The organism is Nostoc cf. commune SO-36 (assembly GCF_023734775.1).
GTDB lineage: Bacteria > Cyanobacteriota > Cyanobacteriia > Cyanobacteriales > Nostocaceae > Nostoc > Nostoc commune_A.
Map to the genome: position 1 here is coordinate 307,797 of NZ_AP025732.1, position 23,322 is coordinate 331,118.

The following is a 23,322-nucleotide window of genomic DNA, read 5'->3' on the forward strand; positions in this document are numbered from 1 at the left end:
CAGGTAGAGTCGTGATTGCGATCGCAACATTTATGCTGTTAATGATTTAATTGTCTGTAATCAATAAAACTAAAATATACAAGTTTCTAAGTAATATTTCGTATGTCTCTTGTGCATTTACTATTTATTTAGGCTTATTATTACGCATGGCACTGAACGCACTCACAGATAGTCCTATTGTTGCATTTACAATTCTCCTGACAGTAATCTTTACTGTACCTCCTATATTTGAGCGGCTGCGACTACCGGGATTAGTAGGTTTATTAGTGGCAGGTGTAGTACTAGGACAAAATGGATTAAAGTTGTTAAATCATGAGTCTGAAACTATCACTTTGCTCTCCGACATCGGCAAGATTTATTTGATGTTCGTGGCCGGTTTAGAAATTGACTTAGAACAGTTTCGTAAAACTAGAAATCGCTCGATGGGATTTGGTATACTGACATTTTTAGTACCGTTGCTTGCTGGCATTGCTGTCGGACGTTTATTCAATTTTAGCTGGAATGCCTCTGTATTAATTGGTTCTTTACTGGCCTCTCACACCCTTTTGGCATATCCAATTGTGAGTCGTTTGGGAGTAGTAACAAATGAAGCTGTAACGGTAACGATTGGTGCAACAATTTTTACTGACACAGGCGCTTTGCTAGTATTAGCAATTTGTGTCGGGATTCATGGAGGAGAATTTTCCGCCTTAAGTTTAGCAACTTTGTTAGGTGGATTAGCAATTTACTCTGCTGTTGTTCTGTTTGGTTTTGACTGGGCAGGTAAAGAGTTTTTTCGCCGCTCTGGGGATGAACAAAGCAATCAGTTTCTGTTTATATTACTAGCGTTATTTTTGGCATCTGTCGGAGCGCAGGTAATTGGAATTGAAAAAATTGTTGGTGCTTTTTTAGCAGGTTTAGCAGTCAACGACGTTTTAGGACGTAGCCCAGTCAAAGAAAAAATTGAGTTTATTGGTAGTGTTTTATTTATCCCTTGTTTCTTTGTAGACATGGGATTATTAATTGATATTCCTGCATTTATAAAAACTCTTAGTTCCGTTTGGCTGACTGTGGTAATTGTAGTAGCTTTGATTGGCAGCAAATTTATTGCAGCATTCTTAGCAAAATTGTTATACCGCTATAATACGGCGGAATTGATGACGATGTGGTCATTGTCACTACCACAGGTAGCAGCCACACTCGCAGCAGCCTTAGTTGCATATCAAACAGTAAATCCTGCTGGTGAACGCTTAATAAGTGAAGGTGTTTTAAATAGTGTGATTGTCCTCATGCTGGTGACAGCTATTTTGGGCCCAGTGATAACATCAAGATTTGCTTCTTCACTACAGCTTTCTCAGGCAGATTTTGAAACAGATAGTTTGATAACTTGGTGGCAAGGTAATGAAGGAGAGCAAGTAGAGCAAAAACAATATCCATTTACTGTATTAGTACCAATATATAACCCTCAAACGCAGCGTTATCTAATAGAAATGGCAGCACTACTGGCTAGTCATGAATCTGGAAGAATTGTACCATTAGCTATTACTAGAGCGCATGTGCAGATGGATGATCCGCAATTAGTAACAGCACTCGACAAAAGCCGGGAAAGATTGAATTTAGCTAAAGAAATCAGTCAAGAATTTGAAGTGGAAGTATCACCAGCAATTCGGATTGATGATGATGCAGCTTTGGGAATTAGCCGCACTAGCCGAGAACAAAACGCTAGTTTAATAGTAATGGGTTGGTCACAGACAAAAGGTTTGCGTGCCCGCTTATTTGGTAATGTCATTGATAGCGTGTTCTGGTCTTCTCATTGTCCGGTAGCAGTAACACGGCTGTTAAGCAGTCCTAAGACAATCCAAAGAATTCTTGTACCAGTTGGAGACTTAACCCGCCAAACTATCGGTGCTTTAAGGTTTGCCCAGATTTTGGCCGATGTCAATCAGGCGGAAGTTGTACTATTACACGTATACGATCGCAAATCACCCCCAAATCGAGTAGAAAAATTTGTATCCCAATTGTCTGATATCGCTGCTAAAAGCCAGTTACAGGTGAATACTAATATCCAAACAATCAAGGGTGATGACGTTGCCAGAGTAGTAATTAGGGAAGCTGAGGCGTTTGATTTAGCAGTATTACGTTCCGTCCGTTATCGCACAGCCGGAGGATTAGCCGTCAGCGAAGTGACAACGCAGATAATTCAACAATTGAAGTGTTCAATTGTGTTGTTGGGAGAGCCGCATTCGTAATGTGCGAGTTACAAAGAAGTCAGAATTCAGAATGAATTCTGACCGAAAAAGCGGATAGCACAGCGTATACCCTTCGGGATGCTTCGCTTAGAGCGAGTCCGCGATAGCGGAGCGTTAGCGAGTATTTTCGAGTCGCGTCTTGATTCTGACTCCTGAATTCTGACTTCTGAATTCTTCAATTTGATTTTTCTTTCAGTTTCTCAAGCAATTTAATTACATTCTGCTCAAATGCTTTGTTTCGCTCTTGAACTAATTTAATTAAGGGTTTATCAAAAATATTAATAACATACTTACCTACCTGAATACCTAGAGGTCTTAAATGTCCACCTGCTAAACTTTTACGAAAATCTTGAGGTGGCTTTTGCAGAATATTGGTAAACCATTCACAGGTTGATTCAGCAATATTGTCTGAGTTAAAACAGACTAAGCCCATGATATTAAATAGCTCACTATCCTTGATTAAGTTTCGGGTTTCATCAACGGTTGGTTTTACACCCCAACCAAGATTATCGATGATATCCGCCAAGAACTGCGGACGAATTGCGCTCCCTGTGTCAGCAATAGCAGGTGCTAATAGGATAGAAACCTGTCCTTTAATGAAGACACTATCAATGTTGACATCCTTATGCACATAAGTGTAAATTAATTTTTTAACTTCAGCCCTTTTTCGCGTTAGTTCATCAAAGAGAATGTTAATGTCTGCAATAACACTTTCGATCTGTGATTCATCTGAAGTATAAGATAGCAGATTCCGAATAAACTGCTCTCTATCTTGAGCCTCTGGAGGTAGAGCAGTAAATCCTTCTAACAGCGAGATATATTTACAGCCAAGGCTATGTCCAATCCAAGAAAAGTTTTTATCATCTAGATAAGCTTCATAATCATATCCTGCAACACTTGCCATTTTCACAAGCTCTGGCAAAATTTCATACTGCTCTCTCATGAGAAAACCAGCTTCTACATAATGGTTAAAAGTAAAATTAAACGGCAAAAGAATAATCGTATATCCCTGCTCGAATAGAGATTGAAGCAGATAGCGATAAAAAAGCATGGGGCCAAATGTACCAAAGAAAGCCCCTGCAATAAATTGAATTACCCCTTTAGGCTGTGGATGTAGAGCAACCCAACTATGAGAAACTGGTTTAAATCTCAATTTTAAATTTGCATTTACCATGACTTAGCAATGAGTGCATCTCATTTTGGTAGGTGTATAATTAATATCCAAAATGAAGTTCCTGGTTTTCGGATTCTTTAAAAGATATTTTTGCAAAACTATAGAAATTAAATATACGTTATTCACAACCCTTTTAGAGACGTAGCACTGCTACATTTCTACGCGAAGGATGGGTTCGCGATCGTAGTCAATTTTGTAGTCTGGGCTTCGGTTAAGCTGTTTGCGTTCTCATACAGTACCAGGACGATTGAGTTCTTCTAACTCGATAAAGACATTTTCACTACCTGGTTGTAGGAGGGGTGCGAGAGATGAAGTAATAACCACTAGTACGCCACGGCGTAAATAGAGCAACCATTTAAAATTCCTTCGCCGCGCAAATTCTTCTGTGTTGTAGTCGCCCCAGATGGCATAATCAAGATCACATCCGGGGATACCAGTTGAGCGCTCAAAACGCAGATATACGCTGTCAATGGGTTTAAAAGATTTTGGGATGGAGAGATTTTGATTTTGCACAGAGATGCGTGTACACCGTAGGAATTGAGGTGAGGAGTTTCGCAATACCGTTAAAGAATGCCAAAGCAGAAGGTTAAGGACGAATTACACTTGATATGGAGTGTAAAACGGTGAGAAAAGAAATTTTCTTTTTATAATGCTTATGGATTTAATAGTTGAAGATTTAGCCGCAATTGATGATAAACTTTCCCAGCGTCATATTGACCTTGATCCCGGTGGATATTTCATTATTTACTTGGATCGAGAAGCAGGGTTAATTTATGCCAAGCATTTTACAAATGTGATTGATGAACGTGGTTTAGCTGTCGATCCAGAAACAGGGAAGGTAATTCCGGCGCGAGAAAGGGTAGAACGAACTTACACTACAGTTTTTAGCGCGAGGACGGCGAAAGAACTTTGCGTGAAGATTTTTGAAGAAACTCAGCCCTCTCCTGTAACCCAATTAAATCATGCAGCTTATTTGGGTCGAGAATTTGTTCGGGCTGAGTTGGCTTTAGTCACAGGACAAGAGTATGTTCAGGATTAAAGTTAAAAGTGAAAATTTAGGAGTTAAGAGTTAGGAGTTAGGAGTTATGAATTTCAACTCCTAACTCCTAACTTCACCCTTGATTCTCCCATTACCCATCAGATGATGGCTGATTTATCTGATAGATGTAGTAGGTCGCCATTGGGATAACGGTGGCGGCAATTAACAATCCTACTACCCAAGCAGTAGCGTTACCTTGGTCGGTTTCTTCTGCTTTCTTGTAAGTGCCTTCCACCTGCACAGTGTCAATTATTTGGGGTGGCCCTGGATCGGCTTTGCCAGAGAGGACGGTGACAAGGCGATCGCTTGCATCTATAAATGCCTGATTGTATTTGTTACCATTGCGTAATGGCACACTGACTGTTTCAGTAGCTATACTCTCAGCAATAGAGTCTGTGAGCAAAGGCTTGACTTCATCCCCAGTAACAATGGCAGTACCATTGGTAACTGTATCAATAACTAATAAAGTTTGATTAGCTTGGGCTTCTTTGGTCGGAAACCATTTTTCAAATAGTTGTTTGGTGAAGCTTTGGGGTGTTTCACCATAATCAAGGCGGCGAACAGTCACAATTCTGACTTCTTTATTTGTTTGCTTTGCCAAATCGTCGAAAGCGCTGCTAATTTTACCTTCATTTAGACGGCTAATGACTTCACCTTGATCTAAAACCCAGGTGTCATTCCCTGCTGTGAGGCTAGGTATTTGATACACACCTGTGGCTAAAGCAGGTGCAGCAAACAGCGAGGCTACTACTAGAATAACCGTTACCAAAGGTATAATTAGCCGGATGAGACGTTTTTGACTGCTAAATACTTGTTTGAGGAGCTGTTTCATCGTGTAAACCTTAAGACAGACTTGCACCAAAAATACTACAGAATCGCTGCAAAAATCACCTCGTTCCTGGTTTTCTCTAGTATAAATTTTCTGGCGTTGCTGAATCCAAGTATAAATGATGCGATCGCTGTTGGAACGATCGCAGACCCAATACAAACAAGTAATGTATTTAGAATTTAAATTGTGTCAAGCAAAATTCGTAAGCAGATTTATATTGAACCACGTTAAGAGCATCTGCTAAAGGCGATTGCTAAACCAGGGGATGTAAGTGAAGCAGAGATCCATTTCACACAAGTTATACCATTTAATACAAATACGCTGGTAAGGGCATGGCATTGCCATGCCCCTACGATAAATCTATGTGTATCAGGATTTTTGTGAATTGGTATTAGTGGTTTACGAATTGTGTGTACACCTTAGCCGACTTGGAGAGGGACGGTTTTACATCGTAAAAACAGGAAGATGTCTTTTGACTGTGCGTTCGCTTATTTTTAAACTCGAAATTGAATTAAAGCTTTAATTTAAAGGGGAAAGAGCTATTTTTAAGTAAGCAGCCAATACAAAGTAAGATTTGTTACCTTTATATTCGGCTTCTAGAAGCATCTATTTAAGGCGCAGAGGGGTATAAACCATAAAAATGGATAAAACCTTGTTTTAGCTAAAAATGCCTGAATTGCCTGTGGAGCCTAGATTGTAAGCCCTGTAAGGATTAATTAAATTTTCTGTTCAAAAATGAGCGAACGCACAGTTTTGATATCATGTCCGACTTAATACTTAATACTTATGTCATTGCGTTCGCCCTTGGCGTTCCCGCAGGGTACGAAGCGCAGCAATGCCAAAGCCTTGCGATTGCTTCATTCCACTTCGTTGCATTCGCAATGACATATCGTAAGTGATTTGCCGAACTTGATATGATTGGACTAATTAAGGGGATACTTAGCCGCGATTTCCAATTGGTTGGTATTTCTTTCAGAAGTGGATGCTTTTTTCCTCAATCTATTGAGGTTTGTAAATAATTTGTATTTCCATAAGGAATATTCCTTTAGACTGAATTGCAACAGAAAAATGTGGGAATAAACACAAATGCATTCGTTAAATATATTTTGTCACGAATTTGTAGTTGCTGTTTCTTTTGTCGCTTGTATTATTGGACTGGTGTTAGTGTGGGACACTAAGCAGCAAAGAAATGATATGGAAGAAACAGAGCGGGTTCTGTTTAGAATGAGCTTTAGTTACTGGCTAGTTTACTGTGTAGCTTTTGGCATCGAGAAAATGGTTTTACCCGACTGGGAATCCATACTCATGACTTTGAGAATAACTACAGCTTTGTCATATTTCTTAACTTTTTCTTGCATCCTTAGTCTGCCACTACACAAATTTGCAGTACATCGGGTTGAAGAATAGTTATTGGGAATTGAGTATTGGGCAAGTGGGCATGGTTAACTATCTCATAGCGATCGCTAATGCTGTTTCTAGCTGATCCTGGAGTAAAGTCGTCAAAATAAACACTTCTTGTACCGTCTTTCCTTGCCGAGCGATGACTTTATAGCCGCCACGAATCGGTACTGAGACGCGCAGTTGCATTTTTGGACAGTGACCTTTTGCCCGCCCAATGACTCCCGGTGTAACGGTTTGAATACCATCGTGCTGACAAAGACGTTCTAAAATGGGGATAAGACCAGAAAGGTGAGTTGAGTGATTCCAAACCAATCTGGCAGCTTTTTGTGTTCGCGTAGCGTCTCGTAGAGAAGCCGTGCTGCGGGAATCTGCGGGAGGTTTGCCCATGATGATTAAGCTGCTTCTAGAGGTGCCATTGTCAAACCTGCTCGGCGCAGCTGCTGGTGATAGAGTTCCGCAGGTTCTTGGGGCCCGACCCAGACGATCGCTTGACCTTCATAGTGTACCTGATTAGTCAGATCCCAAGCGCGATCGCCACTCATCCCTGGAATATATTTCATCAAACATTCAGACACGTGTTGGAATGTATTAAAATCATCGTTTAATACAATCACCTTGTAATTCGGATAAGTCTTACGGATAACTTGATCAGACCGTTCAGGAGCTATAGTTGGTGCTGTGGCCATCCCGTAAACATCTGCTGAAAGTGTCATAACCATAAACCAATTGGTCAAGATAATTTTACAAAACTACACTACAAATAATTAGTTTAGTTCATTGTTTAGTAGTCATTTGTCGGTTGTCCTTAACCAATGACCAATGATATCGTGTCCGGGTAAAGACTTATCATTTATACCGCAGTTCTTGCTGGGGGAAAAGGCTTTTGAGATTTTTGCACAGATTCGGTAATCGTAAGTGATTAACCGGACTTGATATGACCAATGACAAATGACAAATGACCAATGACAATCTATTTCCAATTATCCCAGTTTTCGTTAAAAATAGATGTATCTGGGAAGGCGGTAGGGTTGCCATTTTGTTGCAAAAGCCGTTTGAGTGCTTCCAATTGAGGCTCTTGTTTGGGTAAGTCATCGACTAGTTGGTAGGGTGCGATCGCATTTTTAATCGCAAAACTAGCAACTGTTCCCGCAGCTGCGCCAGATGACCATTCAAAGGAGTGTACCCGATAAGCGGCAGCAGCAATATGACTAGTAGCAATACTTTTGCCGCCTACCAGCAAGTTGTCAATTTTCTGGGGAATCATCGCCCTTAAAGCAATTTGGAAGGGATAAGCAAGACCAGCGCCACGTCTTTCGCCTGGACGTTCTGTGTTACCAGGGGCTTCTGGAGGACTATTCACCATGCAAGGATGGAAATCTATCGCGTAGTGACCAATACCCACAGCATCGGGGAAGGTGGTAGAACGAGTCCGTCGCATTGCTTTGTCTGGTGGAACTTTACCCTCAATTACTGATACTGCTTCCAAACCTGCAACTGCTGCTCGTAGCCTACGATACATATCTGCTGGCAGAGTATTGCGGTAATACTCATCATTATAATTTCGCCGAGAAATATCAATTTCCCAGATACCAAAACCTGCGGATTGCCCCCAACTAGGGCGGCCAATGATGCGCCTTCCTTCTCGCATATAGGGATATTTTGATAAACCATGCGCTGTCCCCATTGGCGAATTTAAACCGGAAACAAAGCGGTTATTTGTTTGCTGCTGCTTAACACCGTCCCCTAGTTGAGAATCGGTAGTCCCAGCTACCAACCAGTAATAGAAAGATAAGGCATTTTCTTCAGCCTTACGGAGGGTTTCTGTTCGTAATCCTCCGCTCCAACCCCCTGGGTTTAATTGCCCAGTAGCTTGTAATTGTTGACGAGTGTAAATCAGGTTATCTCTTGCTGTTCCGGGGCGGTAGTCGTTACCCCAAGTCCAGTTTTGCATGGAAATATCCCCTGGTGTCGCGGCAGTAAAACTTACACCGCCAAATTTTGTTGGTTTTCCTTTATTTGGACTCCAAATGCGCCGATAAGTGAAAACTAAATCAAAGTTAGCCAGCCGGGTTAATTCATAGCTAAAATATGGCGCGTATTGTAAATAAAATGGAGGCATCGTCTGCGGTTGCGGTTCCTTGGTTGCCTCCATTGCAAAGGTGTAGGTAAAACCTTGAGGGCAATATGGATCGTTGTTAGTGCTGGAAGAAGATGGTTCTAGGTAAGAACGGGCATCAATACCTAATCGGTAAGGAACATCAGCAAGGGCGATAATTTCCCCGGTTTCGCTAGCATCTACAACGTACCATTTAGGAGCATCCCCTTTCGTTGCTTTGGGGGTGAAACTGAGAATAGTTTTAGTAAACCGAGATGAGTTTTCGTAGCTATAAGAATCTTCAATACTTTGAGATAAAGTCAAAGTATTGAGAGGTGGTGCGCCTTTTGCTGGTTGATGCTGAATTGCGATCGCACTATTAATTATTTTGCCATCAGCAGCAATTTCCAAATCCTTAATTACAGTGTTAGGAAACCATTGCAGCTTTCCTTTGCCCTGCTTTTCGGCATCTTTAAGCATCTGGGCCAAAATTGTATGAGCATCACGCGGAAGAAAGCAGGAGTCACTTACCCAACAGTCACCCGGATTAAGTTCACCGTATTTGCGCCCAATGCGGTTTCGCAATTCCAGATAGCCGCGAGAATAGAATTTGAGAGATCGCTGAGTTGGGCGCTCGTCTAACGCAGATGTCCCTTGAGAAGAAATTTGTCCTCCTAGCCAGTCAGTAATTTCTGTGAGACAAACCGTTCGTCCTGCTAGCAACCCCTCGTAAGCTGCGGCTACGCCAGAGAGTCCACCTCCTGCAATTAAAATCTCACAGTTAACGCTTTTATCTGGGGTTCTTGGTGGTGTAGCCATCGCAGAATCAAATGCAACCAAACTAGATATTAAATTGAGACTGATCAGCGATGTCAAACTAAAAGCTACTTTGTTTCTACGCTTCATGGTTAAAAAACCGCTCCAAATCCTGTGTCACCTTGTAGACGTTAACATCCAGTAAATGCTCATTACAAGCTTATTAAATTGGGCATTGAGGATTGAATTATTCCCGATACACAATACTTAATCAGTTCAAATATTTTGTCTCTGTGTTCTCTGTGCCTCTGCGGTTAGATAAACTACTTTTTAACCATAGAGACACAGAGAAAAATAGTATATTCTTTTTCAACTTAGACAAAATCCCCCATAACCTTATTTTTCAGGTTATGGGGGATAACTTAGGGTAATGTTAGCTTTCGGAAGTTTCTTGAGAGAACTTTTTATGAATAGTTCTTGTGGATTCTCCATCAGCAGCTACTGTTATGAGATAGTCCATTAAACCATCTGAAAAAGGTAGACGTAGGTGGAAAGTACCATCGGGTTTGGTTTTGATGTTATGACCACTAATATTTACGGTTGTATTTGGTTGGGTTGCTCCGTGAATAATCAACTCAGCATCGGCCACAAACCAAAAATCTCCTTGGGGACGGCTGAAGATGCGAACGATCGCAGAACGGGCAATGAGTAACCAACGATTGCCATCAGCAAGATAGCCAATTTCAACTATGTAATCGCGATCGCTGACGGGAATAGCCACAAAGCGATCGCGTGCTACTTCTTCAGATTCATACTGCTGTACAAGTTGCGGACTTTGGTAACTCAAGTCAATCCCAGTCACATCATACAGCCGCACTACCAATTGGGAGCCACCTTGTTGGCGCAGCGCTTCGGTCTGAGCGTTGGAGATATGCCAAGAGACATAAGCCCACTTGGGAGTACGGGGTGTGAGTACAATACTGCTCTCTTCTTGGACGATCTCTTCTTGAGCAATCTCTTCTTGAGCAATCTCTTCTTGAGCGATCTCTTCTTGAGCGATCTCTTCTTGGACGATCTCTTCTTGGGTATCTACCAAGCCAATAGCTGTTTGGCTGATTAACGCTACATTTTCAACTGTGGCATCTGTTGTCGAATCTGGAGGCACTGGACTGAAGACACGAGCGATCGCAGAACGGGCGATGAATAACCAATCGCCATCAGCGACATAGCCAATCTCAGCTATGTAATCGCGATCGCTGATGGGAATTTCGACAAAGCGATCGTGTGCTGTCTCATCACATTCATACTGCTGGACAAACTGAGGACTTTGATAACTCAGGTCTATCTCAGTTACATCATAAAGCCGCACTACCAATTGAGAGCCGCCCTGTTGTTGCAGTTCTGCTTTCTTGGTTTCAGAAATCTCCCAAGAGGCTTCAGCCCATTGGTAAGTGCGGGGTGTGAGGACAATACTGTTCTGTTCTTGGGCGATCTCTTCTTGGGCGATCTCTTCTTGGACATCTACCAAGTCAATATCTGTTTTATCCGCGATTGCCACATCATCAACTACGGGATCTGGATTCACAGGACTGAAAACACGAACAATTGGGGAACGAGCGATGAATAACCAGCCATCGCCATCAGCGACATAGCCGATTTCAGCAACGTAATCGTGATCGGTAACGGGAATTTCTACAAAGCGATCGTGTGCTGTCTCCTCACATTCATAGTGCTGAACCAGGTGAGGACTTTGATAACTCAAGTCAATTCCAGTTACATCATAGATCCACACTACCAATTGAGAGCCGCCTTGTTTCCGTAGCGCTGCTTTCTTGGCTTCAGAAATCTCCCAAGAAACATGAGCTGATGTATAAGTCTGGGGGATGAGAACAATATTGCTCTCGTCATCTGCATCTACCAAACCAATAGCTGTCTCGGCTGCAATTGGCTCATTGTCAACCGGAGTATCAGTTTGTGATGCCAATGTAGCCCAGGCTGCCATCCCTGCGCCTGCTGCTACCGCAACACCAGTAAAATCTGTGGATTCAGCAACATTTTCCTCAACAGTCGGCTCTGCTGGAGATTCTGCCTCTGGCAAATCGAGAGTGGGTTCGGCTGCATCCGCTACCACATTCAATTCATCTTCTGGTAATTCTGGCAAATCAAACAGTGAGGGTATTTGTGTCACTGACGGTTCGACATCGGCTGCTACTTCGCCAGACTCATCTAAAGGCAATTCATCTATTGAAGCTGTATCTTCAGTTGAAGTGATACTTTCTAGCCAGTTCAATTCTGCCTGAAGTTCCTCATCTACCTCATCTTCATTAACTTCTGTGTCCCAATATCCAAAGTTTGATGTTACTTCTGGCACATCTGGCAAGTCTGGGATTGGGGCTGTCACATCAGATGAAGGTAGCTCTACATCATAATCAGACAACTCTTCGGAAATATTAGTCAGGTGAGGATATGAAGTATTTACTACGGCCGCTGGGGCTTCTATATCCCATGCAACTTCATCAGACTCAGGAGTGTTTGTCTGCGTATAATTATTTAGCTCGACTGTCTCATCAATTGTGTCTGTTTCTTTGTTGGTAAAAGTAGACCAGGTAGCTGCCCCAATGCCCGTTGCTAAAGCCGCACCATTGGTTAAAGCTGCGGCTCCGTTATTATTTTCTGAGCCATTAGCTACGCCCGATGTTGAGCCTTGATAAAGGTTAGAGGTACCATTAGTTGTCTCTTGTACTAAATTAGATGTCTCATGAGTAGCATTCGCGGTTAGATCAGATTGTGTTTGAGCATAGATGTTGAAAGGAGTGCGATCGGGGGTTTCTTGCTCTTGGAAATGCGGCACTGACTGCTCCTCAAGCATTACTCCATTAATGGAGGGATCAGCGCTGCCATTCAACAGTGCCAGGTTTGCATCCTCTGTATTAGGTAGATGAGGATTTGATTCTGGTAAGTTGTCTGTTTTTTCAGTGGAAGATCGGCTTTTTCCTAAAACCCACCATAGTAAAGCTCCAGCTATAGTCATAAAAAAGACAGGTAGCAGCAACCACAATGGTGTTTCTTTGTTGACAATTGGGCTATTTTGTACAGTAGGAGCAGCGACAAAGGGCTGTTCGCCAAATACAGAATTAGTGGCATTAGGAGAAGGCGCAGCTGCTGTTGTCTGACCACTGGGGGAAGGTGTGACAGTAGATTGTGATACGCTAACTGCGATCGCCTCTGCTTCAGCAGTTCTAGCTTGTTCTATAGCTTGCTGCCCTTGGGGTGCCAGGGTAAAGCCAAGAAAATCGGTTGTTGTTAAGCTGGGATTTTTTTTGTAAACGTAAACTAAAGGTTGCGAAAAAGGATATTTAGCATCATCTGGCAAGGCTTGATGTAATTGTAAAACTCGCACACCTTTCAATTGCGACACTTGATTAGCTAACACATAGCTGATGCCGTCTTTGCCCAATTGTTTGATGATTTCTGCGGTATTATCCTCAGTTAGTTGGGTAGCATTAGCCCCTGTTGCAAATTCAGCAGTCTTGAAGGCTGGATAAGCACGAAAAGTGTCTCGAGTTTCACTCGTGTTCGGGTGATCGATTAACCGAATTTTCCCTGAAGGCGCTCCCAGTTGCGACCAATTGGTAATTTGTCCCCGGAAAATACGGGCGAATTGCTTACTGGTCAAACTTCCTTTAAAAGGATTGTCTGCACCAACCACGATCGCAATCTTCTCACGGTGCAAGCGAACTTGCTCTAGTCCTTGAGCTTTTTCGGCTGGTGTCAACCCACGCCCCATTGCTACTATGTCGATTTTGCCATCTAGCAAATCTTTCAGTGCGGTATTAGTACCGTTAGCAGCAACTTCAACCTTTGTACCGACAAACTGTTTTTCAAAACTTGCTTTCAGGCTTTGGTTGATAGCACCCAAGCTACTGGAACCGTCAATTCGCAGTGTTGATCCATTCTCCACTGTTTTCGGCAGTGAAAAAGAGGGAGTTTCAGGTTGAGATTGTGCCAGGATGGGTTCTGACACTAGTAAACTTGCTGCCATAGGGGTTGTAGCTAAGGCAAGCCATAATACTAGTCTAACTATCGAAGTATCTTTTTTTTCTTGTTGCCACATAGGCCCCTTAATTAAAGTAAAAAATAGAAAGCCTACAAATCCTAATCGCGATCTTTTTAGGAATTATGGAGGAGACGCGCTAATTATACATCTGAGTTATCTTTAGTTCTAAATTCCTTTCACACACTTATGTTTTTTTATACTTTGGCATAGTTTTTATAGCATGATAATTTATACTTTAACTGCCAGAGTCTGTTTACTATAAAATGTTCTAATTTATATTGCAACTTATACCAAGTTGGTAGCTACACCTAATAGACCTCTTGCAATAGTCCTTAACACCCCTTCCCTGACCAAGGCTACGGTTACACACAAGTCTGAAATAGCTGATTAACCGGGTTTTTACCCTACCCTAACCCTCCCCAATGGATTGGCTACGGTGTACACACATCTTTACTAGAAAACCAAAATCGTTGTAGATCCCCCTAAATCCACGCCAGTTGCTCATGGGGAAACCCCCAAGACCGCACTAGCTCCCTTAAGAAGGCGTACTTTGAAAGCTTTTTGCCCCCCTTTTTAAGCTACGGTGTATACACAAGTTTTTTGACCTGCACCTTTAATGCATTGACTTGCACCTTTAATGCATCGACTTGTACCTTTAATGCATCGACCTGCACCTTTGATGCATCGACCTGCACTTTTAATGCATCGACCTGCACCTTTAATGCATCGACCTGCACTTTTAATGCATCGACTTGTAGCTTTAATGCATCGACCTGCACCTTTAATGCATCGACCTGCAAGAATTAACCTTCCCTACGTTACGCAACAACTCTAGAAGACTTGTGCGTACACCGTAGGATGGATTGGGGAGGGAACTAGATTTCTTTTTCCCCCCAATGCATCCTACGGTGTATACACAAGTCTGAAATAGATGATTAACCAGGGTTTTACCCCACCCTAACCCTCCCCTTGGAAAGGGGAGGGAACTAGATTTTCCGGTTTCCCCCCTTTCCAAGGGGGGATTAAGGGGGGTAATTCGAGTTGTGTATACACGGTAGCAATCCATCGGGGGGATTAAGGGGAGTAATTTGACTAGGGTAGCCTTACCAAGGGGAGGGAATCGTTTGCGTCATTAAATGCGGGGCGCGGTTCTTGGGGTTTAGTAAGTAATCAGCCGGACATGATATAACTTCTAACTTCTCAAGTTCACGCCGAATTTTTCCACCAAGGCTTCGCGGACTTTATTGTGTACTGGTTCGACTTCTGCCTCAGTCAAAGTGCGATCGCTAGCCCGATAAATTAAGCGGAATGCTAAACTCCTCTGTCCTTCGGGGACATTTTCGCCGCGATATTCATCAAATAATTCCACAGATTCGAGCAAATCTTTACCCGCTTTGGTAATTACTTTTTGAATTTCGGAAACTGAGATTTTCACGGGTGCGAAAAAGGCGATGTCGCGATCGCTAGCTGGATAGGTAGAATAAGGCTGGAATGTCGGAACGAGAACTTCATCTTCTCCGAGAGAATCTAAAAGCACATCTAGATCCAACTGGAAAACATAAACGGAATCTGGTAAACCTTTTTCTCGTCGCAGTTGGGGATGGAGTTGGCCAAAAATACCCAGTCTGTTACCCCGAATCCACAAGGAAGCGGTACGCCCTGGATGTAAGCGATCGTCGCGGCGATCGGGTTGAAATTCTACCTCCAAGGCAAGTTGCCGAAACACACTTTCTAAAATGCCTTTGGCTTCAAACCAGGTGATGGGTTCTTCGCGCCCACTTTTTGACCATTTGCCAATGGTGCGATCGCCTCCTATAATCCCAGCTAAGGCTTCTGTTTCTTGCAAACCGTCTTCTTCTCGCCAGAAAATTTGCCCGATTTCAAAGCCGTTCAGGGAACCATTACCCTGCTCTAAATTGTATTGAAAGGCATCAATCAACCCAGATAGCAAATCGTTTCGCAGCGCTGAATATTCCGCAAACAAAGGATTTGACAGTACTATCTCTCTGTCTTCTCCTGGTTTGACTAAAGAATAGTGAATTAATTCTGTCAACCCTTCAGCCCGGAGGAAAGCGCGTAACTTGCGAATCAGTTCCTCGTCTAAAGGCAGATAACCACCTTCCGATTTTTCTGGTAAGTATCACAGAATCTGTTGTAACCATAGAGACGGGCAATTTCTTCAATTAAATCAATTTCTCGCTCTAAGTCGCGGTAACGATAGGGTGGGACAGAAACTGACCATGTAGTTTGATGGTTGCTATCTTCACCTGAAGGAGCCAATTGACATCCCAATGCAGTCAGGATACGCTCAACATCTTGTTTTTGGAGTTCACCTGCGTCTTCTCCTAAATCGATTGGCCCTAGTATCTGATTAACTCGGTCTAAACGCAGGGCGATCGAACGACTCCAGGTAGAAGGATCGGGGCGGGTGTCGGCAATTTCTTGCTGGACTATAATTCCACTAGCTAATTCGCTAATTAAAGATAAAGCGCGGCGATTAGCTATTTCCAACTCAGCCCGGTTAACTCCCCGTTCATATCTCCCAGAAGCCTCACTTCTTAACCCTACACTGCGCGAAGAACGGCGAATTGCTACGGAATCAAATAAAGCTGCTTCTAAAACTAGGCTTTGAGTCCCTTCATGGACTTCCGTTTCTTCTCCCCCCATGACTCCCGCCAGTGCAACGGGTCTTTCATTAGCGGTAATTAACAAATTTTGGATTGATAGGGTGCGAGTTTGTCCATCCAGGGTTTTGAGGGATTCTCCATTATTGGTCGAAGCGAACGCCGATGGTTAAATTTTGACTACTTGCAACAGATTTTATGCGATCGCCATCAAAGGCTTGCAGTGGTTGTCCCCATTCCAACAAAACGTAATTAGTAATATCCACAACATTACTTATAGGACGTACACCAGCAGCCCTTAAACGCTGTTGCAACCATTCGGGAGATGGGGCAATTTTAACCTGTTCAATTACTGTACCGATGTATGCAGGACAAGCTTGAGTATCGGCAATTTTTAAAGTTAAACTTCCGGCACTTTTGGTAATGGAGACTTCACCAGGTTCAGAAATGCTCAACTTTCCACCAGTTAAAGCCGCCACTTCCCTGGCTACGCCTACCATACTCAGTGCATCAGCGCGATTGGCAGTTGCGGTGAGGTCTAAAATTACATCATCTAAACCCAACAACGGCCGCACATCACTACCCAATGGTCAATTTTCTTGAGTAAAAATATGAATTCCATCGACATCGGTGGGCAAACCGAGTTCCTTTAAAGAACAAATCATGCCCTGAGATGGGACACCACGCAGTTTTGCAGGTTTAATTTTTAAATCGGATGTTGGGGTAAGTAAGTACCCGTAGTTGCTACTGGCACGTAAATATCTGCCTTCACATTGGCAGCGCCACAGACAATATTTAAAGTTTCACCTGCACCGATTATCGACTTGGCAAACACTCAATTTATCGGCGTTGGGATGGGGTTGACGCTCAAGCACTTTCCCGATAACCACGCCATTGGCCCAAGTGCGGCGATCTTCAATCTCTTCAACCTCAAACCCCGCCATTGTCAGGGTTTCGGCTAATTCTTCTGGACTAAGTTTTATCTCTACTAGTTCGCGCAGCCAATTTAGAGAAATACGCATGGAGTGTGCTTGTTTTAGGAATCGTCTTTTGTTCTAATTTTAGGGTGCAAGAAGCGATCGATGGCTACTCGTCCCGCAAGGCTTACCCTTTCACTTGAACAATCCTACTACGTTAGACTGCCAAAACAACCTCTCTCTTTAATCTTTTCTTGGTGTCTTAGCTTCTATCAAGGGAGATATGTTTGACCCAATTAGATACACTAGCCCGTTTATTCACCATGAGTTTTTAAATTCTGCCAAGAAAGAAGTTAATAGCATCAGCGATCGCAGAACTTGAATCTTTCAAACTCGATAAGACCTCCCAAGCAATATTTTTTCACTTAATAGACTAAAAAAAGCAACCTTTATTCTTTTTTTTAGTGTAATTGCATTTTATTGTAGAACTTCAAAGAGGTAAATTTGCCCTGTTTAATCCGAAAAATAACTGCAAATACTGCTTCTAAAGCATTCACCATAAGGATTTCCGGGCAATTTCCTGAAATCTACCTGAACAATATCAAAAGAATAGACAACCGAATCTAAAGAATCAGCAATCTAATCTAAAGTTTGTTCATTTGAAAGATAAATCTAATTTTGTATAGTTTTGCTAAAGGTAGTAATTGCTGTTTTTATTAGTATTTCTTTATTGAAGATGAAAGTCAAAAAATGCTTTCATTCACGTCCTTGATCTTCCTTTTGATAGAGGAATTTCAGTTTAAGTAATAGGAACTTCATTCTAATGGCAACTTCTGACAATAGCAATCAAACTGCTGGATCACAAGGTACTAGCAACAATTTATCTGGTAACGGAAATTTTTCTTCAGTGATGGCAAATGGCAGTCCACCGATGGCAGCAGTTTAGGTGGTAGCGGTGGCTCCGGTGTTGCTGATAGCGGTAGCGGTGGCGCTGGTGGTGGCGCTGGTGGTGGCGCTGGTGGTGGCGCTGGTGGCGGTGCTGGTGGCTTCGCTTCCTTCATCGGTGGTGGCAACTCATCCACAACCAGTGAAGATGGAAAGTACAAATATAATTACGAGCGACCACTCGACGAGCGGGCTTTAACTGATACTAATAATCCGTTCAATCAACTCATCGGAGTCCTTGGCGGTGACACCAGTGCATTAGGTGGTGGTAGCAACCCCTTTGCTAGTGGTGGCGCATCTAGCGGTAACGCATCTGGTGGTAGCGGCAACCCCTTTGCTGGTGGCGCATCTGGCGGTAACACATCTGGTGGTAGCGGCAACCCCTTTGCTGGTGGCGCATCTAGCGGTAACGCATCTGGTGGTAGCGGCAACCCCTTTGCTGGTGGCGCATCTGGCGTAACACATCTGGTGGTAGCAGCAATCTCCCTGGTAACTTACCATTTGGCAACACTCCCCCCTCCCAGGAAAGTGGTAGCAACCTACCTGAAACTGGCAACGGTCAACCTGTACCTTATAAGAGTGACAACTGGATATCTGATATTCAAAAATTAGATGGTGCAAATGCTACCGGTAACAGTGGCCAAGGTAACGCTAACTGGTTATATGGTAGTAACAACACAACCGACGGTAATGGTAACTGGAATTTTGGTAGTGATAACACAACCAACGGTAACGGTAACTGGAACTACGGTGACGGCGGCAAAACCGAAGGTAATGGCAACTGGGGCTTTGGTAACGAGAACACAACCAACGGTAACGGTAACTGGAACTTAGGCAATAACAACGACATCCTTGGTAATGCCAATAGACTCCCTGGTAGTAACAACGACATCCTTGGTACTGGCAACACTGGCAGCGTAAATAACAGCAATCTCCTTGGAAACCGGATTGAAGCTAGTGGTGATAACAAAACACTCATTGGTAATGAAGGCTGGAATTTTTCTGTTAGTGGAGAACTGATATCGCTAGGTAGTAGTAAGCCTAGCCAAGGTATAGGAACTGATGTCAGCAGTTTACTCAGCAGTTCTGACCTTATAACATCCGCCATGTCAAATCCAGGCTACAACAACCCAAATTATGATTTCTCTACCATAGCCCCGCAAGCTTTGTAGCAGACAGAAGCCAGTTTTTGCATTGGTAAACTTGTCTATTGTGGCATTGGCTTTTTTGCCAACTTGAGTTGATTACATTTTGAATCCAATACTTCTTGGTTAAACTTTGCAGTTGACATTGCTCTCATTGAGCGGCGTAAGAATCAACCTTCTAGCACTTCAAAAATTTCAATCTGTAATTAACCCATAATTATTACTCTTTGAAATATAGTGCGTAAGGTACAGAAAAACTAATTAGCCACAGATGAACATAGATACTCGTAGGGACACGGCAATGCCGTGTCTTCAATCCTAGTTGGATGACCAGCAAGTTTGAGTAGCTTTCCTTAATTAAGTTTTCGTCAACTTTCAGATTAGTATTCATTTCCTCACTAGCTCAAAATTTTTAGGTTTTGTGGCTAATTTAAGTCAAATGCATAAAAATTATTTTTAGTAATTCGGTGCGGGTAAACGGTTTAGTTAGATATCCAGATGCCCCAACTAATTTGGCTTTTACTTTGTCTAAAACCCCTTTATTTCCAGTGACAAAGATAATAGGAGTCTTTTGAAACATAGAATTATTTCGTATAATCCGACACAACTCATAACCATCGATTCCTAGCATATTTAAATCCAGCAAAATTAAGTCTGGTTTGTGCCTTATAATGGACAAAACGGCTTTTACTGGATCGTTAATAGTCACTACAAAAAAATTTTCGTTTTCTAAGAAATAGCTAATTTCTTTAAGAATTGTCGGGCTATCATCTACAGAAACGATTTTATGGACTTTTTGTGCCGTTACAGTAGCCGCCATTACTTTTTGGGAAGCAGGATTTATGTTATTTGATATTGTTGGTTCCTGAAAGTTTTCTTTAGAAGGAGTAGAAATCTGTGGTAATTGCTGAACAGGAGCTATATTCTCTTTAGAAGTATCTGGGTAAGAGTTGACGCTGGTACTTAGTTTTTCTTTAGTGTCAACTAATTCGGGAATTAATTTCGATAAACGCGTAGGCGTAGCCCATCGTAGATATTGCTCTTCAAAAATCCTTGGTAACTTATCATAAGGTGGATCGGGTTCATGCAAAATAATCGCACCCTGAAGGATGTAAGGATATAAATTGCGAGCCAGTTGGATTTCATCTTGATTCAAAATTACAGCCAGATGACACAGGCTAAAACCCTTCATCCAATTAGCCAAATCTGGCTGGATATCTGGTAAATCTTGGTTCTCAAGTTTGTTTTTAATCAACAGATAGGGACGTTGATATGGAGAAGAAATCTGGGGAATAAAAGTTTGCCAATTCTGTAATCTTAGTTGGCAATGTTCTAAAAGTTTTTCTACATCTAGCCTGCAAATTTTTGTCATTCTATCAAGTATTTCTACTAATTCATAAGTACCTTCTTTGATGAGTAAAAATGATTCAATCACCTCTTTAACTAATTCTTGAACCAGCACTGCTGCTTGTGTAGAATGTAGATGTTGTTGACTCACAAGCCAAGATATCGCCTGATACTCTAGAGGGCAATTTCTCGAATTGCTGTCATCTTCGATTAACTGACTGTGTGAATCAGGTTCAAACATCAGCCTGACTTGAACACGAACCTCACTGCTAAGGAGGGGAATTTGGTGGCTAAGACGACGCAAATGTCGTTCTAGTCGATCAAAAGGTTCTACTGAATGGGTAGCGTAAGTTATTTTGCCCTGTTCTAAGTAAATCGTCCAAGAAACTGAGTTACTCGATGCTTGTAAACAAGTACTATCGGAGCAATTGGATAACTGTCTTAGCAAACTTAGAGGACGTAGTTTGGTGAATGTACCTGAGTGATTCATATTCTTCAAGTTTTCTTGCGGAATCAACAACCGAACATTTGTAGATTGAAAATATCAGCTATGAAGTATTTTCTTTTTTGTAATATTTTTCTACGCACAACTTATTTTTTTAAAATATTGTTTTTGTAACTGAATTGTTACATTTAGTGCTTTCTACTTAATCTATCTCAAAAAACAAGTAGGTGGGTATGGAATAAAGAAACAATGATTATGGCTGGACTAACAGTAGATGCTGCTTACTTCTTAAGGTCTACTCAACTACCGACAACTCTTAGCTGAAGACCTTAATAATGACGTTTATTTATGCCCACTCACTCAAAAAGGTAAATTTGATCCCGAATTCGCGCAGTTACGCTGGTATACTTCTAAAGTTGATGAGCTTAATTATGCTTAATTACTTTTCTATAAAGAAACGGTTTTTCTACATAAAATCTTTAAAAACTTATCTAGGAAAGTTTACGTATTTATTGTACTGTAGGTTTAATGGATATAAATTTTTGGTAGATACATTACAACAGGTAATGCTGGGTCTTGATAAACTCTTTTTTGCTAAACTAAGCTGTACTCAAGTTCTTCTTAAATATGTAGAGAACTTCATGAAAATCATTTGTTTAATAAAGATTAGAGCATCTACCACTAGATACTATATTCTATAGTCGCCTAAACGACTGAAATTATATACTCTGAGCAAAGGGAAATAAAGCTTTGGACTTTAACATAACACAAAAAGTTATGCATGATACATTAAGACTTGATGAAGTAGTAGAATTTGCTGAGAACCCAGAACCACGTTGTCCTTGTGTACTTTTACTAGACACATCTGGGTCGATGCAAGGAGATCCGATTGAGGCTTTAAATCAAGGTTTATTAAGCTTAAAGGATGAATTAGTCAAAAATTCCTTAGCCGCAAGACGGGTGGAAGTGGCGATCGTCACTTTTGATAGTAATATCAATGTAGTACAAGACTTTGTGACTGCTGATCAATTCAATCCGCCGATTTTGACAGCACAGGGCTTGACTACGATGGGTGCAGGGATTCATAAAGCTTTGGACATAATTCAAGAGCGGAAATCTCAGTATCGTGCCAATGGGATTGCTTATTATCGTCCTTGGGTATTTATGATTACCGATGGAGAACCCCAAGGCGAGTTAGAGCAAGTAGTAGATCAAGCAGCCCAACGTCTACAAGGAGATGAAGCTAGTAAACGTGTGGCATTTTTTACGGTTGGCGTAGAAAATGCGAATATGACGCGTTTAAATCAAATAACCGTGCGTACTCCCTTAAAGCTCAAAGGACTAAATTTTATCGAGATGTTTGTCTGGTTGTCAACTAGTATGTCAGCTGTTTCTCATTCCCAAGTGGATGAACAGGTAGCACTACCGCCGATTGGCTGGGGGACTGTTTAATTAAAAATCGCAGCTTGATGTTAAACACCTGGCTGCTAGAAAAAAATCTATGAACATATCAAAACAGATTGCTCAATGGCGGATTGTGGCTGCGTCTGTATGTGGTACAGGTCACTTAAAAAACAATCAATTATGTCAGGATGCTCATCACTGGCAAATATTGTCAGATAATGTTTTAGTGGCAGCAGCAGCAGATGGTGCTGGTTCTGCGAGCCTTGGGAAAGTGGGAGCGATGATTGCTGTGGAGACAGCAATAGAAAACATTTCAACTATTGGACTAACCCAAAAAAGTTTGAATGATGATGATTATGTGCGATCGCTCTTAAATGATGCCATACTAGCAGCCAAAAAAGCTGTGGAGGATGAGGCGGCTACTTGTGACAAACAGCCTCAAGATTTAGCAACTACCTTAATTATGATGGTCGCCACACCAGAAGTTGTGGCTGTGATGCAAATAGGTGATGGTTTGGCAGTGGCAAAAGATCGTATGGGCAACCTGCTGGCACTTACCATACCTGACAGTGGCGAATACATCAACGAAACTACTTTTTTAACTTCGCCTACTGCCTTAGATACAGCGCAGATAAGATTATGGCGCACAGACATAGTAAATGTTGGCATCATCACCGACGGATTACAAATGCTGGCTTTGAATATGGTTGTTGGCGAACCACACAAACCATTCTTTTTTCCCCTGTTTGAATTTGTAGCCAATACCGAGGATAAGACAGTAGCCAAGGAGCAGTTAGTAAAATTCTTACGCTCAGAGCGAATTACGCAACGCACTGATGATGATTTGACACTCATTATAGCCGCATTCAACGACTCGTGAGCAATAAATTTACAGGTTTCACATCTTACAATAACT

17 protein-coding genes and 2 pseudogenes are annotated in these 23,322 nt (G+C 42.0%); 6 read left to right on the plus strand and 13 right to left on the minus strand.

From position 1 onward, the window contains the following. Nucleotides 1-146: 146 nt before the first annotated feature. Nucleotides 147-2,228, plus strand: a complete 2,082-nt coding sequence (locus ANSO36C_RS01460) for a cation:proton antiporter domain-containing protein (RefSeq protein WP_251958064.1) — start codon at nucleotides 147-149, stop codon at nucleotides 2,226-2,228. Nucleotides 2,229-2,403: 175 nt separating this feature from the next. On the opposite strand, the gene ANSO36C_RS01465 is transcribed toward ANSO36C_RS01460, so the two are convergent. Together ANSO36C_RS01465 and ANSO36C_RS01470 are read right to left on the minus strand one after the other, a co-directional pair. Continuing rightward, nucleotides 2,404-3,402, minus strand: coding sequence for a DUF1350 family protein (locus tag ANSO36C_RS01465; RefSeq protein WP_251958065.1), 999 nt, complete (start codon nucleotides 3,400-3,402; stop codon nucleotides 2,404-2,406). Between the two features lie 153 nt (nucleotides 3,403-3,555). Next, nucleotides 3,556-3,873 (minus strand): annotated as a pseudogene (locus ANSO36C_RS01470) (hypothetical protein); the annotation flags it as partial. Between the two features lie 184 nt (nucleotides 3,874-4,057). Here ANSO36C_RS01470 and ANSO36C_RS01475 point away from each other — a divergent pair. Beyond that, a complete protein-coding gene (locus ANSO36C_RS01475) occupies nucleotides 4,058-4,441 on the plus strand; it encodes a DUF4346 domain-containing protein (RefSeq protein WP_251958066.1) in 384 nt (127 codons plus the stop codon). A gap of 91 nt (nucleotides 4,442-4,532) precedes the next feature. Here ANSO36C_RS01475 and psb32 read toward each other — a convergent pair whose 3' ends face one another. Then, complete coding sequence (psb32, locus tag ANSO36C_RS01480) at nucleotides 4,533-5,273, minus strand: photosystem II repair protein Psb32 (protein ID WP_251960223.1); 741 nt, start codon at nucleotides 5,271-5,273, stop codon at nucleotides 4,533-4,535. Nucleotides 5,274-6,356: 1,083 nt separating this feature from the next. On the opposite strand from psb32, the gene ANSO36C_RS01485 reads away from it, so the two are divergent. After that, on the plus strand, nucleotides 6,357-6,677 hold the full coding sequence (locus tag ANSO36C_RS01485) for a hypothetical protein (RefSeq protein ID WP_251958067.1): 321 nt from the start codon (nucleotides 6,357-6,359) through the stop codon (nucleotides 6,675-6,677). A gap of 39 nt (nucleotides 6,678-6,716) precedes the next feature. On the opposite strand, the gene ANSO36C_RS01490 is transcribed toward ANSO36C_RS01485, so the two are convergent. The 9 genes and pseudogenes from ANSO36C_RS01490 to ANSO36C_RS01545 form a co-directional block, all read right to left on the minus strand. Continuing rightward, entirely contained in the window at nucleotides 6,717-7,058 is a 342-nt protein-coding gene (locus ANSO36C_RS01490) for a DUF2103 domain-containing protein (RefSeq protein ID WP_251958068.1), read from the minus strand. 5 nt (nucleotides 7,059-7,063) lie between these two features. Further along, entirely contained in the window at nucleotides 7,064-7,390 is a 327-nt protein-coding gene (clpS, locus tag ANSO36C_RS01495; protein WP_251960224.1) for an ATP-dependent Clp protease adapter ClpS, read from the minus strand. A 251-nt stretch (nucleotides 7,391-7,641) separates the two neighbouring features. Next, complete coding sequence (locus ANSO36C_RS01500) at nucleotides 7,642-9,672, minus strand: FAD-dependent oxidoreductase (RefSeq protein WP_251958069.1); 2,031 nt, start codon at nucleotides 9,670-9,672, stop codon at nucleotides 7,642-7,644. A 283-nt stretch (nucleotides 9,673-9,955) separates the two neighbouring features. Continuing rightward, complete coding sequence (locus ANSO36C_RS01505; protein ID WP_251958070.1) at nucleotides 9,956-13,546, minus strand: DUF4912 domain-containing protein; 3,591 nt, start codon at nucleotides 13,544-13,546, stop codon at nucleotides 9,956-9,958. A 611-nt stretch (nucleotides 13,547-14,157) separates the two neighbouring features. Next, nucleotides 14,158-14,379 carry a hypothetical protein gene (locus ANSO36C_RS01510; RefSeq protein WP_251958071.1) on the minus strand — a complete coding sequence of 74 codons (222 nt, stop codon included), beginning with the start codon at nucleotides 14,377-14,379 and terminating at the stop codon, nucleotides 14,158-14,160. A 392-nt stretch (nucleotides 14,380-14,771) separates the two neighbouring features. Continuing rightward, nucleotides 14,772-17,225 (minus strand): annotated as a pseudogene (gene pheT / locus ANSO36C_RS34105) (phenylalanine--tRNA ligase subunit beta). Nucleotides 17,226-17,989: 764 nt separating this feature from the next. After that, nucleotides 17,990-18,226 (minus strand): hypothetical protein, encoded by a 237-nt coding sequence (locus ANSO36C_RS01535; RefSeq protein ID WP_251958074.1) that lies wholly within the window; start codon nucleotides 18,224-18,226, stop codon nucleotides 17,990-17,992. Between the two features lie 60 nt (nucleotides 18,227-18,286). After that, complete coding sequence (locus ANSO36C_RS01540) at nucleotides 18,287-18,496, minus strand: hypothetical protein (protein ID WP_251958075.1); 210 nt, start codon at nucleotides 18,494-18,496, stop codon at nucleotides 18,287-18,289. Further along, complete coding sequence (locus ANSO36C_RS01545; protein ID WP_251958076.1) at nucleotides 18,466-18,621, minus strand: hypothetical protein; 156 nt, start codon at nucleotides 18,619-18,621, stop codon at nucleotides 18,466-18,468. Before ANSO36C_RS01545 ends, ANSO36C_RS01540 begins: the two co-directional genes overlap by 31 nt. A gap of 65 nt (nucleotides 18,622-18,686) precedes the next feature. Here ANSO36C_RS01545 and ANSO36C_RS01550 point away from each other — a divergent pair, with 65 nt between their 5' ends. Next, nucleotides 18,687-18,899, plus strand: a complete 213-nt coding sequence (locus ANSO36C_RS01550) for a hypothetical protein (RefSeq protein WP_251958077.1) — start codon at nucleotides 18,687-18,689, stop codon at nucleotides 18,897-18,899. Nucleotides 18,900-19,640: 741 nt separating this feature from the next. On the opposite strand, the gene ANSO36C_RS01555 is transcribed toward ANSO36C_RS01550, so the two are convergent. Continuing rightward, entirely contained in the window at nucleotides 19,641-21,047 is a 1,407-nt protein-coding gene (locus ANSO36C_RS01555) for a response regulator (protein WP_251958078.1), read from the minus strand. 732 nt (nucleotides 21,048-21,779) lie between these two features. On the opposite strand from ANSO36C_RS01555, the gene ANSO36C_RS01560 reads away from it, so the two are divergent. Both ANSO36C_RS01560 and ANSO36C_RS01565 read left to right on the plus strand, forming a co-directional pair. Next, nucleotides 21,780-22,454 carry a vWA domain-containing protein gene (locus ANSO36C_RS01560; protein ID WP_251958079.1) on the plus strand — a complete coding sequence of 225 codons (675 nt, stop codon included), beginning with the start codon at nucleotides 21,780-21,782 and terminating at the stop codon, nucleotides 22,452-22,454. A gap of 49 nt (nucleotides 22,455-22,503) precedes the next feature. Next, nucleotides 22,504-23,286, plus strand: a complete 783-nt coding sequence (locus ANSO36C_RS01565) for a PP2C family serine/threonine-protein phosphatase (RefSeq protein WP_251958080.1) — start codon at nucleotides 22,504-22,506, stop codon at nucleotides 23,284-23,286. Nucleotides 23,287-23,322 lie beyond the last annotated feature (36 nt).